At 41.1% G+C, this 13247-nt stretch carries 11 protein-coding genes; 6 read left to right on the top strand and 5 right to left on the bottom strand.

Going from position 1 to position 13247, the window contains the following annotated elements; all coding sequences use genetic code 11:
* Positions 1–4: 4 nt before the first annotated feature.
* A complete protein-coding gene (locus CAL6303_RS14900) occupies positions 5–1582 on the top strand; it encodes a TolC family protein (RefSeq protein ID WP_321572279.1) in 1578 nt (525 codons plus the stop codon).
* 246 nt (positions 1583–1828) lie between these two features.
* A complete protein-coding gene (gene crtO, locus CAL6303_RS14895; protein WP_015198634.1) occupies positions 1829–3523 on the top strand; it encodes a beta-carotene ketolase CrtO in 1695 nt (564 codons plus the stop codon).
* A gap of 194 nt (positions 3524–3717) precedes the next feature.
* Here crtO and CAL6303_RS14890 read toward each other — a convergent pair whose 3' ends face one another.
* The gene (locus CAL6303_RS14890) at positions 3718–4509 is read right to left on the bottom strand and encodes a TIGR01548 family HAD-type hydrolase (protein WP_015198633.1); all 792 of its coding nucleotides are present in this window, start codon (positions 4507–4509) and stop codon (positions 3718–3720) included.
* Positions 4510–4715: 206 nt separating this feature from the next.
* Between CAL6303_RS14890 and CAL6303_RS14885 the strand changes: the two genes are divergently transcribed.
* Positions 4716–5015, top strand: a complete 300-nt coding sequence (locus tag CAL6303_RS14885) for a 30S ribosomal protein PSRP-3 (protein WP_041740613.1) — start codon at positions 4716–4718, stop codon at positions 5013–5015.
* A gap of 532 nt (positions 5016–5547) precedes the next feature.
* On the opposite strand, the gene CAL6303_RS14880 is transcribed toward CAL6303_RS14885, so the two are convergent.
* Complete coding sequence (locus CAL6303_RS14880; protein WP_041740611.1) at positions 5548–6579, bottom strand: hypothetical protein; 1032 nt, start codon at positions 6577–6579, stop codon at positions 5548–5550.
* A gap of 225 nt (positions 6580–6804) precedes the next feature.
* On the opposite strand from CAL6303_RS14880, the gene CAL6303_RS14875 reads away from it, so the two are divergent.
* The 3 genes from CAL6303_RS14875 to CAL6303_RS14865 all read left to right on the top strand — a co-directional run bounded on the left by CAL6303_RS14875 (position 6805) and on the right by CAL6303_RS14865 (position 9547).
* Entirely contained in the window at positions 6805–7221 is a 417-nt protein-coding gene (locus tag CAL6303_RS14875) for a XisH family protein (protein ID WP_015198630.1), read from the top strand.
* Positions 7209–7550 (top strand): XisI protein, encoded by a 342-nt coding sequence (locus tag CAL6303_RS14870; protein ID WP_015198629.1) that lies wholly within the window; start codon positions 7209–7211, stop codon positions 7548–7550. Before CAL6303_RS14875 ends, CAL6303_RS14870 begins: the two co-directional genes overlap by 13 nt.
* Before the next feature lie 311 nt (positions 7551–7861).
* Entirely contained in the window at positions 7862–9547 is a 1686-nt protein-coding gene (locus tag CAL6303_RS14865; protein ID WP_015198628.1) for a DUF262 domain-containing protein, read from the top strand.
* 366 nt (positions 9548–9913) lie between these two features.
* Here the strand turns inward: CAL6303_RS14865 and CAL6303_RS14860 are convergent, their stop codons facing one another.
* The 3 genes from CAL6303_RS14860 to CAL6303_RS14850 form a co-directional block, all read right to left on the bottom strand.
* Complete coding sequence (locus tag CAL6303_RS14860) at positions 9914–11320, bottom strand: NAD(P)(+) transhydrogenase (Re/Si-specific) subunit beta (protein ID WP_015198627.1); 1407 nt, start codon at positions 11318–11320, stop codon at positions 9914–9916.
* Positions 11321–11377: 57 nt separating this feature from the next.
* A complete protein-coding gene (locus tag CAL6303_RS14855) occupies positions 11378–11665 on the bottom strand; it encodes an NAD(P) transhydrogenase subunit alpha (RefSeq protein ID WP_015198626.1) in 288 nt (95 codons plus the stop codon).
* Between the two features lie 186 nt (positions 11666–11851).
* The gene (locus tag CAL6303_RS14850) at positions 11852–13012 is read right to left on the bottom strand and encodes a Re/Si-specific NAD(P)(+) transhydrogenase subunit alpha (RefSeq protein WP_015198625.1); all 1161 of its coding nucleotides are present in this window, start codon (positions 13010–13012) and stop codon (positions 11852–11854) included.
* Positions 13013–13247 lie beyond the last annotated feature (235 nt).

Here is a 13247-nt window from a genome sequence, read left to right as displayed (position 1 = left end):
GGTTATGTTTGCACCACGCTTGCTGTTTTGGAGTATTGCAATTGCATTTGCGTTTCCAGGTGCAGCTAAAGGTACTGAGGCAAAAACTCCTCCACAGGTAGAAAAAACCCAGAACACTTCAACAGTGGCAAAAGCAGGCAATTTACAAGTATCTGGACGTGCTGCTGATTTGATTGCTGCAAATCCAACTAAAGTTGTGACTTTTTCAGCACCTGATGAGGTTTCCCATCCCCAGAAACTCAAACAGGGGCATGGTCATAAGCATAAACGTAAATCCTCATCTAGCGATCGCAATCTGAATTTTCCTAAGTCAGCAGAAGCGGTAAAAATTCGGGAAAACCAAGCATTATCCTTAGAACAGGTTTTAGCGATCGCACAACGGCAAAACCCGGAGTTACAAGCGGCGATTTTAGGGCTGAAACGCTCTCAAGCTGGGTTACAGGAAGCGAAGGCGGCACTATATCCTAATATTACTTTGAACGGGGATATAACTAAAAGCGAATCTCCCGGTAATGAACTATCAGTAGAACGGGGGGTAGCTGCACCACAATCGGATCAAGCTGTCACAGCCTTTAATGGTCAAGCTAAACTCACCTATAATATCTACACTTCTGGACGTAGACAGGCAACAATTCGTCAAGCTGAAGAACAACTACACTTTGATAAGTTGGCAGTGGAAAGTAAAGCTGAGGAAATCCGCCAAAATGTCACCCTCCGCTACTACGATTTGCAACTAGGTGATGAGAGGGTACGCATCACCAAAGCTGCTGTGGAAAATGCCGAGGCAAGTTTCCGAGATTCTCAATCTTTGGAAAGTGCAGGTGTTGGTACCAAATTTGACGTTTTGCGATCGCAAGTTAATTTAGCCAATGCTCAACAGGATCTTACCAATGCGCGATCGCAACAGCAAATTGCTCGACGACAATTAGCAGCTTTGCTGAATCTTCCCCCCACATTGACAATTAGTGCTGCTGATTCGGTGAAGGTAGCAGGATTGTGGAACCAAAAACTAGAAGAAAGTGTAGTTCAAGCTTTGCAAAATCGTCCAGAATTGCAACAACGAATTGTCGAAGGCAACATCAGCGAACAAAAACGTAAACAAGCACTTTCCCAATTGGGACCTCAAGTAGCATTAGTTGCTACCTATGATGTGTTGGATCAGTATAATGATAACGCCAGCGGTACTGATGGTTATTCAGTGGGAGTGAAAGCTAGTTGGAATTTATACGACGGTGGAGCCGCTCGCGCCCAAGCAAAACAGCAACGGTTGAATAAAGCGATCGCTGAAACCAACTTTGTTAACCAAAGTAATCAGGTTCGCTTCGAGGTTGAGCAGTATTACACCCAATTGCAATCTAACCTGGAAAACGTCCAAACTACTGGTGCTGCCGTGGAACAGGCACAGGAAGCCCTCAGACTATCACGTTTAAGATTTCAGTCGGGAATTGGTACTCAAACTGATGTAATTTCCGCTGAAAACGATCTTACCCGTGCCGAAGGAAACCGAGTCACCGCAGTTCTAGATTACAACCGTGCCTATGCTAATTTACAACGTGCCATCTCTTTAGGAGAATCTCAGTAGCCAAACAAATTCATAAATTCCCGATTTCCCAAAGAAGTCGGGTTAGAAACAGGGTTTCTCTAGTTTGATACTAAGTTTTTGTCAAAGATAGCTAGAAACTAGGGACAGTGCGCGCGTTTTTTGGTAGATACTGGTAAATTAAAATGAGGTTTTGTCGCTGTAAATAAATTTTATAACTAGCGAACGATGTAACCCCAAAAACCAACCTCTAATATCGAAAAGACGCGATCGCTAAAACCAAAAACTATGCAAGAATATGATGTTGTGATTATTGGTGCTGGACACAACGGTTTGGTTTGTGCTGCATATTTGCTCAAAGCAGGTTACAGTGTCTTACTCTTGGAAAAACGCTCTGTTCCTGGTGGTGCTGCAACTACAGAAGAATGTATCCCCAATGAAGCACCTGGTTTTAAGTTTAATTTATGTGCAATTGACCACGAATTTATTCATCTAGGACCAGTTGTCGAAGAATTAGAACTGACAAAATATGGTTTAGAATATCTCGAATGCGATCCAGTTGTGTTTTGTCCCCACCCTGATGGTAAATATTTCCTAGGGCATAAATCTATTGAAAAAACCTGTGCCGGAATCGCCCGTTATAATCAGCGCGATGCCAGAAAATATGCAGAATTCACCGATTTATGGCAACGGACAATCAGCGCGATGATTCCCATGTTTAATGCACCCCCAAAATCAATTATTGATATTGCGGGAAATTATGATTTGGGCAAAGTCAAAGACTTACTTTCGGTAATTGGTTCCCCTGCAAAAACATTAGATTTTATCAGGACAATGTTAACCAGTGCCGAGGATATTCTTAACGAATGGTTTGATGAAGAATTTCTCAAAGCACCACTCTCCAGATTAGCCGCAGAATTAGGCGCACCACCTTCCCAAAAAAATATGGCAATTGGTGTGATGATGATGGCAATGCGTCACAATCCAGGAATGGCTAGACCCCGTGGGGGAACAGGTGCATTAGTTAAAGCATTGGTGAATTTAGTCACATCTCTAGGTGGTGTGATCCTCACAGATCAACATGTAGAAAAAATCTTAATTGATGATGCCAAAGCAGTTGGTGTGAGGGTAAACGGAGGTCAAGAATATGCTGCCAAACATGGAGTAATTTCTAATATTGATGCTCAACGTTTGTTTATGCAAATGATTGATAAAAACGAAGTTGATGCAGTCGATTCGGAATTATGGGAACGATTAAAAAGACGAATCGTAAATAATAATGAAACTATCCTCAAAATAGATTTAGCATTAGATGAACCGCTACATTTTCCCCACCACGAACACAAAGATGAATATCTCACTGGTTCGATTTTAATTGCCGATTCGATGATGCATGTGGAACAAGCCCATAGTTTGTGTACTTTAGGTCAAATTCCCGATAGTGATCCATCAATGTATGTTGTCATGCCTAGTGCCTTAGACCCCAGTTTGGCACCTCCAGGCAAACACACACTATGGATTGAATTCTTTGCCCCCTATCAAATAGCAGGTGCAGAAGGAACTGGTTTAAAAGGCACAGGTTGGACGGATGAATTGAAAAATAAAGTTGCCGATCGGGTAATTGATAAGCTAGCAGAATATGCACCCAATGTAAAGAATGCAACTATTGCCCGTCGTGTGGAAAGTCCAGCAGAATTAGGTGAAAGATTGGGAGCTTATAAAGGCAATTATTACCATATTGATATGACATTAGATCAAATGGTATTCTTCCGTCCTCTGCCAGAAATTGCTAACTACAAGACCCCCTTTGATAATCTGTTTTTAACAGGTGCTGGAACACATCCAGGTGGCTCAATCTCCGGAATGCCGGGACGCAATTGTGCGCGGGTTTTCTTACAAAATCAACGCTCAATTTCTCAGGGTTTTAAAGATGCGAAAGATGCTATTTTTTCTGGTGTGACATCAATTTTTAAAACTAATTGATGCTACTTACCTCATATAGGACTCATATTTGATTTATGAAACACACGTAGGGGAGCCAGCACTGTTGGCGAGTTCCCCGACATAAGGTGACTGGCGTTGTGTTATCACAAAATGTAATGCACCATCTTCCGAATTATTGTGCGTTGGGCTAAAGCCATAACACACCCTACTAATCTCATATTCGCCGTCAGTTCCTAAGCCAACTCCATTACCCTTCCTGGGGTCAAATCCTGAACATTACAAAATACAATATCTGCTCCCGCATTAATTAAGGATGCTGCATATTCATCCTTACGGGAAGCAGTTTTTTGAACATGGGGAGGTAGCACACCCACAGCAACCCATTTGCGATGGGGTTCTAATTCTCTGGCTTTGAGGATAGTGTACATATCTGCTACCGTATCACCAACATAAAATACTGTTGACAAATTATCTGTACTAACTTCTAAATCCTGAATAGCATCAAATAGACCTGTAGGATCAGGTTTTCCGGGTGCGTCTTCCATAGCGATTAAAATTGGCTTAGATAAACCCAGTCTTTGTTCTAAAACATAAGTGGCAGAAACGCGGGTAGCACCACTAAAAAAGCCCCATTTGATTCCCGCTGTGGTTAGAGACTCCAAGTACTTTGGCTGGAGTAATAACGGTTCATCGCAGATGTAGCCAGTTAGCTGATGGGGTTCAGTACCGCGATATTTAGATTGGAAAAATGCCACAACGGCTTCATACTCAAGTTGTAGCTGCTGGCGGGATTGTTGTTGAATTTCAAAAAATCTGTAAATCAGTTCTTGAGAGGCTTCCCAGTCATTATTCCAAATACCCTCAGATTTGAGTTGATCAATGTCTACTGGTGTCGGACGATATGCAGCGTTGGTGAAATGTTCTACAGTATCGGCTAAAGCGCGGCGATAAGAACCGGATACATCACGGATGACACCATCAATATCGAAAACAACAATGGCATTAATCATGGATTTTTCAGTCATGGTTTAGGGGTGGGAACTAGATGGGTGGCTGCTGTATTGCTGGTGTGAAAGAATATTGTCAGCAATGCTGCATACCTAATTCTTAATCTATAAAATGATTTTTGAACCACGAGGTGGAATCTTGGGTTAGAATAAGCGATCGCAGCGCCACTTCAACATAAGTGGTAACGTTAGTTATTATTCCCCGGAATCCAACGGAGGTTTGTTTGTCCAAGTTTATTTTAAAGATCCTGTGGTTAGACGAAAATGTCGCCTTGGCTGTGGATCAAGTTGTCGGTAAAGGCACTAGCCCTTTAACAAAGTACTTCTTCTGGCCCCGCAATGATGCCTGGGAAGAAATGAAAAAGGAACTTGAATCCAAGCATTGGATTACTGATGTCGATCGTGTAGAACTGCTAAACAAAGGTACAGAAGTAATTAACTACTGGCAAGAAGAAGGCAGAAATCGCCCGATGGCTGAAGCCCAATTAAAGTTTCCTGAAGTCACCTTCACAGGTAGTGCTTGATTTTGAGTTTTGAGATTTTGGATTTTTGCAAAAATCCAAAATCTAACCAGAATCTATCCTAACTGTCAGAGTTCGGTAGTTTAACCTTTAATACCCCTGGCAATCAGTTGAGTGACAGGACTAACGGCTATAGTGTTCACTAAGTCTGTAAGTCCTGAAAATGAAGCGATTAAGCTCTGATTCTTTAGATTCTACAGTTTAATCGTTTTGTCTCGACTAGTAATAATCACAATTTTGTTGTTTCATCTGACTTCGTAAATATATCGATCTGTGCTAGATGCGATCGCGTAGACTTGCCAGCTTCGACGAATCCTAATAATATTTTTCTATCTTGTAAGGGACTAGCGTCAAAATAAAGTACCAGATGAAAACTCTGAATCCAGTATAAAACGGTAAAGTCTGATTGGTATATCGGTATATTATTTAATTGCAAGTCCCTAATGGCTTGAGATCGCAATACGGTTAAGTTAAGTCCTCTCTTACCCTGCCTGAATAAGTTTCTTTAACTCAACTGTATTGCTTTATATTGGCACTATTCTTCTTCTTGAATTTGTAAACGAATTGTCCGATCAGTTGGACTGCCAATACTAATTGACATTACTTGACTTCCTAACGGTTCTATGCTCTCTAACAAAGAACGTAAGTGTGGTGTACTGGCACCAGTATCAACATATAGTCGATCCGCCAAATTCCCCACACGCTTCCAAGTCATATACAACTTAGCAATCATCTGTTCCAACTGAGAAGCTTGATTTACCAAATCAGCCGCCACATTTAAACAACCAATTCTCTGTGCTTCCACCAAAGCCGTTTCCACATTCACATTGTCTTGAGTCAAAGCTTGAACCTGTGCCGAAGCCTTGAGATATTTTGCCAAATTCCGCGCTTCGGTGGTGGCTTGTTTCAAAGTATCCAAATCAGGATTAGCGGCAATATCTTCTTGAATTCCAACTTGATGGACTTCCGGCAACTTTTCCATCTCCCGTACCAAAGGAGCAATATAACGGGGAGGGAGAGAATTATCAGCAGCTTTTTCCTTCACCGATTCCGGTAGCAAATCGCTGGACATCGCTGTCCATTCCTCAGCAAGTTGCTTAACTTCACGCCTGGTAATTTTATCACCCTTTTGTGCCGCTTCACCCACCATTTGTTGCACTTCCGGTGCAGCTTTGGCAGTTTCCACAAAAGCCCGTTTACTAAAATTTTTAATCGAACTCGCCTGAATTTTACCTTCTTGGAGAAGAGTATCAGCACTATTAGCCAATTGAATCCAGCCATAAGCCTGACTCTTACTGATTTCCCGTTCCTTCAACCAATGGAGAAAACCAGTACCGCGTCCATCACCACCAATTTTTTCCCGATCACGTACCGCACGGAGAATTCTACCCCGCCAAATCTCTGTTTGTAAATCAAAGCGATCGCATACCTGCCAAGCTACCTCAACTTGTTGGAGAAAATCAGCCTCAGGAATACCTTCATCTTCCGGATCAGGAAGCTCAAAGTCCAGTTCAGCCGGCTGTTGCAGCGCATCAGCCAGATCATTTATGTTATCCGTGGATTGCACAGTTACTCGCGTACTAGTTTCAGCAATCGGATTATTACACAATATGGTGACAAAAGCATAAGGAGATATAAATCTTGCCACCATAGTAAGTAAAATGGATATTTAGGATTGTCGGAAGCCGAGATACACGGAAAGACGGACTTCCAGGTCTTCCATTTATCTGTAGAAGGGGCATAATGAAGATAATACTTGCCATTGACACGTAATACTTACTCTGTCGTCAAAATGCCAGCAAAAGATATTTATCATGATGCCATTAAGAACGCTCTGATTAAAGATGGTTGGACAATTATTGCTGACCCTTACACAATTAAGTACGAAGATGCAGAGTTATTCGCCGATTTAGCAGCCGAGAAACCAGTAGCAGTAGAGCGACATGGGCAAATAATAATTGTTGAAGTCAAAAGTTTTATTAGTCCATCATTAATGAGAGATTTTGAATTGGCACTTGGTCAATATATATTGTATCGAAATTTACTTGCAGTTACAGAGCCAGAGTATAAATTATATTTAGCAATAAAAGATAGTATCTATGAAAACTTTTTTCAACGCAAATCAATTCAATTAACTCTTCAGCAAAATCAGTTAAATCTAATAGTTGTTGACATTGAGCAAGAGGAAATTATCCAATGGATAAGCTAGATAATTATCGAAATTATATTAAAAATATATTGCAAGAATACCAAAATTGGGCTGCGGCTAGTGTGAATGAAGAATATGAAAACAGCTTAATTTTTGATACAGAACATGACCAATATCTTTGGGTATATATAGGTTGGCAAGGTAAAAAAAGATTAAAAGGAACAAATATTCATCTTCGGATCAAAAATGAAAAAATTTGGATTGAAGAAGATTGGACGGAAGAAGGAATTGCAAATGAACTTGTAAAATTGGGGGTTCCCCATCAAGATATTGTGTTGGCTTTTTATCCAGCACAGGAACGGAAGTTAACAGAATTTGCTAGTGCTTAGATCAAACTTAATTTGATATTTAAATTTGCTCATAGTTTGATACGTATATTTTCTTTAACTCAAGTAATAAAAATCGCTACTTAGAGCATATATAGAGGTACACAAGTAATTTACGCGATCGCATAACAGATAAAGTTAGGTTAGGGTAAACACCATACATAACCTATCTTGTAGTCGTTACCACAGTATATAAGTTAGACGACCTTTGATTATGGGAACCATATTAATGACAGACAGCAAAGTAAACACATATTTAACCTCTTGCTGTCTTTCGCAAGAAAACTTTATTCTTAGTCAGTAATTGGAATCCTATGTCAGTCGCCATTCATGCTACCGAAAAACCACTGCTCAAAGTTTTTAGTAACGATTTTACATTTTCCATCCCAGCTTACCAACGTCCCTACGCTTGGACAACTGAAGAAGCAGGTGAACTGTTAGCCGACTTACTGTCCTTCTTAGGAGATGGTTCTGAATCTGTCGCTGACGCAAACCCCTATTTTCTAGGCAGCATAGTTTTGATTAAGAGTGATGACGCTCCTGAAGCTGATGTAGTTGATGGACAACAACGATTGACAACTATTACGATTCTTTTGGCTGTTCTACGGAGTTTAGCAAATTCTGAAAGTGCATCAGAAATTACAGAATATATTTATCAAAAAGGGAAAAGAGTCGCAGGTATAGGTGATCGCTATCGTCTGAAACTACGTGAGAGAGATGAAGATTTTTTCCGTAAATACATACAAAATGCAGAAAGTTTAGATGATCTTTTAGCTCTTAATGCTTCGCTGTTAACAGATAGCCAAAAAAATATCCAAGCGAATACAAGGCATTTAATTGAAGAATTAAAAACAATTGATGAGCATAAACTTGAAAAATTTATTCAGTATTTAATCACTCGTTGCTTTTTAGTAGTTGTTTCTACACCTGATATTGATTCAGCGTATCGCATATTTTCTGTTCTTAATTCCCGTGGTTTAGATCTCAGCCTCCCTGATCTTCTGAAATCAGATATTATTGGAGCCATTTCTTCATCAGAACAGGAAAAATACACAAAGATTTGGGAAGGTGAGGAAGAAGATTTGGGTCGTGATACATTTAAAGAGCTATTTTCTCACATTCGCATGATTCGTCGCAAGGCTAAACTGCAAGAGACTGCCCTCAAGGAATTTCGTAATCATATAAAGCCTCAAAAAGAACCACAGAAGTTTATTGATGATGTACTAAAACCCTATTCTGATGCTTTAGAAATTATCAAGAAGGCAAATTATGGGGGTCATGGTGAAGACGCAAAGGTTGTTAACTCTTTGTTCCGATGGCTAAATCAAATAGATAACTTTGACTGGATTCCACCAGCAATTTTGTATTTTTCTCAAAACTACCATAACCCCGATAAACTGAGACGTTTTTTCACTGATTTGGAAAGATTAGCAGCAGGTTTGATGATTTTACGTGCAGATATAAATGCTCGTACCAGTCGATACATAAGACTTCTTACTGCTATTGAAAACAATGCTGATTTATATGCGCTTGATTCCCCATTACAGTTGACTTCTGATGAGTGCGATCGCATAATCAAAACTCTTGATGGAGATTTATACCTAATCTACAAAATTAGCCGATATGTTTTATTACGTCTTGATTCCGCTCTTTCTGACGGAGCAGCAAGTCACGACCACTCAGTTGTTACAATTGAACATGTACTTCCTCAAAATCCAAAACAAGATAGTATATGGCTGAAATGTTTTCCAAATGAGGAAGAGCGTATTCAGTATGTACATCGTATAGGCAACTTGGTTTTGCTATCTCGGAAAAAGAATTCCGAAGCACAAAACTATGATTTTGACAAGAAGAAAGAAAAATATTTTTTTAGTGGAACAGGTATTTCAGCATTTGCCTTAACAAGCCAAGTCTTATACCAAACTGAATGGACTCCAGAAGTGATTAATCAACGTCAAGAAACTTCTTTACAAAGCTTAAAAAAAGTATGGCGATTGTAGTGTTTCTCTGATTCAGTCCACAACCTAACAAGTTACTGCACCAAAGCTGAAATCTCTTGTTTTCGTGAATTTGTATAGTGCGTAAATCCTAAATTTTTTTATTTCCTAAAAAGCAGAGAATCGTAGGGTGCGTTAGACGTTGACTGTATGTCACTTTGAACGACAATCTAAATGCGTCGTAACGCACCAATCAATTGGTGCGTTACGGCAAATTCTGACTTACTCATACTCTCAAAATATTGCATAGCCGTAACACACCCTACAAAAATATCCGATGTAAATATAATTTTAATTACCCAAAAATCAGTAGGGACACAAAATTTTGTGTCCCTACTAATATCTAGAAGTTCAAATGGTCAGAATTCCCTAAAGTTGTTTTACTTCAGCAACCAACTTCGCTACCATCTCCTTGGCACTACCAAACAACATTGTGGTTTTATCTTTGTAAAACAAGTCATTATCCACACCAGCAAAACCTGCACTCATCCCCCGCTTAATAACGATGGTTTGTTTGGCTTTGTCTACGTCTAAGATTGGCATTCCGTAAATTGGACTGCTGCTGTCGGTTCGGGCTGCGGGGTTTACTACGTCATTTGCACCGATAATTAAAGCTACGTCTGTTTGATCAAACTGAGGGTTAATATCTTCCATATCATGCAAATGCTCGTAGGGGACATTTGCCTCAGCTAAAAGCACATTCATATGTCCTGGCATTCTGCCAGCAACGGGGTGAATTGCATATTTGACATCAACACCCATCCGTTCTAGTTGATCTGCTAATTCCCGAACGCTATGCTGTGCTTGGGCTACTGCCATCCCATAACCAGGGACAATTACTACTGAACGAGCATAACCTAACATCATCGCTCCTTCTTCAGGATCAATACTTCGTGTTGTTTTGTTACTTGTACCACCCGCAGCAGCACCACCACCGGAAGCTGAAGCTGAACCAAAAGCACTGAACAACACGCTAAATAATGAGCGGTTCATGGCTTTACACATGATTTCGGTGAGGATTAAGCCTGATGCACCAACTAAAGCACCAGCAATAATCAACATGTTATTCATCACCACGAAACCAGCGGCAGATGCGGCGATACCGGATAACGAGTTCAATAGTGAAATTACCACAGGCATGTCACCGCCACCGATGGGGATGACAAACATTACACCTAACACGAGGGAAACGGCAACTACAGCCAGAAATATGGGGAGGCTGTCAGGGTGTACCACTAAGTAGGCACTACCCGCTATGTAGCTTCCTAACAGCATTAGGTTGAAGGGTTGTTGCAGTGGAAATGTAATTGGGGTACCACTAATTAAACCTTGGAGTTTGGCAAATGCCAACATACTCCCGGTGAAGGTGACACCACCAATTAATACATCCAACAGCATAGAGATGTTGACATCAAGGGGTATGGTTACACCTGCATCCAGTAACCGCCAAAATTCGGCAACGGCAACTAGTGCGGATGCGGCACCACCTAATCCGTTGAGTAAACCCACCATTTGGGGCATGTCAGTCATTTGGACTTTGTAGGCTCCAATGGCACCAATGATGGAGCCAATTGCTAACCCGATTAAAATCATTTCATAGTTGAGGACATGTTGGTCGAGCATGGTGGCGACTACTGCCAACAACATCCCCACTGCGGCAACGATGTTACCGTTTCTTGCGGTTGCGGGGGAGCCGAGTTTTTTCAAACCCAGAATAAATAATGATGCGGCAACTAGATATACTAGCTGAATTCCACTAGGGAGAAAGTCTGTCATTTTTAATGTTTGATTTGGTTGGGATTTTTTTGAAAGGTGAAGGGAAATTCAGAGGAATTAAACTGCTTTTTTCTTAAACATTTGCAGCATTCTATCTGTTACTAAAAAGCCGCCAACGACGTTTACCATTGCTAAGATGACGGCGATTAATCCGAGAATTACTGAAAGGTTTGTTTCCCTAGCACCGGATGCGACAATTGCGCCTAAAACTGAGATTCCAGAGATGGCGTTGGAACCTGACATCAGGGGGGTGTGAAGGGTTGGGGGAACCTTGTTGATGATTTCAAACCCAGTAAATGAGGCGAGTACAAATACAAAAAGTGCGGCGATTAATGCTTCGTTCATAGGAAAATCAGTTATCAGTGAACAGTTATCAGTGAACAGTTATCTTACCTGTGGTCACTGAGGAAGATCGTGTCTAGTTTATACTTAGCCGTAGTGAGCGGAATTGAGATACAAGCTGCCAGTTAGCAGCGATTTGGATGGGTTGAAATCGTACACCGTATCCTAATCTCTGTTAACTGCTGTGTGCTATTTAGCTGCTGGGGTTTGCAATGCTTCTTTCACTCGTGCGTTGCGAATTTCTCCACCATGGGTAATACAAGTTGCTTCGATGATGTCGTCGGCAAAGTTGATTTCCAAGGTTTTCTCTTTGTTCACCATTAGTTGAAGTAATGATGTGACATTCTTGGCGTACAATTGGCTGGCGTGAACCGGTACTGATGATGGTAGGTTGATGGGACCAATGATGGTGACACCGTGTTTAATAATATCTTTACCTGGTTCGGTACAAGCACAGTTTCCACCTTGTTCAGCTGCGATATCAACAATAACTGAACCGGGTTTCATTTGCATTACCATTTCTTCAGTAACTAGTAATGGTGCTTTTCTACCGGGTACTTGAGCGGTAGTAATAACAACATCAGCATTTTTGACGTGCTGTGCAACTAATTCCTGGGTGCGCTTTTTGCTTTCTTCCGAGATTTCCTTTGCATATCCACCTGCTGCGGTGGTTTCTTCGTCAAGTTTCACTTCAACGAATTTTGCCCCTAAACTTTGGACTTCTTCTTTCACTGCGGGACGAATATCAAATGCTTCCACGATGGAACCCATTCTTCTGGCTGTGGCGATCGCTTGTAAGCCAGCGACCCCTGCCCCCATAATAAATACTTTGGCGGGTGCTATTGTCCCGGCTGCTGTTGTCAGCATGGGGAAGTATTTGGGTAATGCTGCTGCTGCTATCAACACAGCTTTGTACCCCGCAATCGATGCTTGGGAAGATAAAGCATCCATGCTTTGCGCTCTGGTACTGCGGGGAATCAATTCCATACTCATGGCAGTAATTTTACGCTCTGCCAGCCGTTGTGCGATCGCTGGATTTCCCAAAGGGTTCAAAAAGCTAATTAAAACTGCTCCTTCTTTGAGCAAATCTACTTCCGAACGTCCATCATCCCGAATTTGCGGTGGACTAACTTTCAGCAAAATATCAGCTTCACACCAAATTTTCGCTGTATCAGCAGTTATTGTGGCACCAGCAGCTTCATATGCCGCATCGCTAATAAATGATCTTTCTCCTGCACCTGCTTCTACAAAAACTTCTAATCCCTGTTTAACAAGTTTTGCCACAACATCAGGAATCATCGCTACACGACGTTCACAAACTTCGATTTCTTTGGCAACAGCAATTCTCATCCAATCTGCTCCTCTAGAAACATATCTAGTAATTCCAGCTATAAAGTTTAATGAGCAAATCAGCGCACGAATTACGCCGATGCAAAAATGCTCAATCCTTGGCTTACCCGGATTCTTTCCTTACTCCCGTTTCAAGTTAGCTCAATTCGAGCCAAGTTAGAAATAGTTGTAAAAGTAAAGTCAGAAACCTGTTGAAGTAGGATATCTAAATCCGTTTGCTAACAGCAAGAGCTAC

The sequence above is a fragment of the Calothrix sp. PCC 6303 genome (genome assembly GCF_000317435.1).
Taxonomy (GTDB): domain Bacteria; phylum Cyanobacteriota; class Cyanobacteriia; order Cyanobacteriales; family Nostocaceae; genus PCC-6303.
The sequence above is the reverse complement of the archived record's forward strand: the minus strand, read 5'-3'. Positions and strand labels throughout refer to the sequence as shown.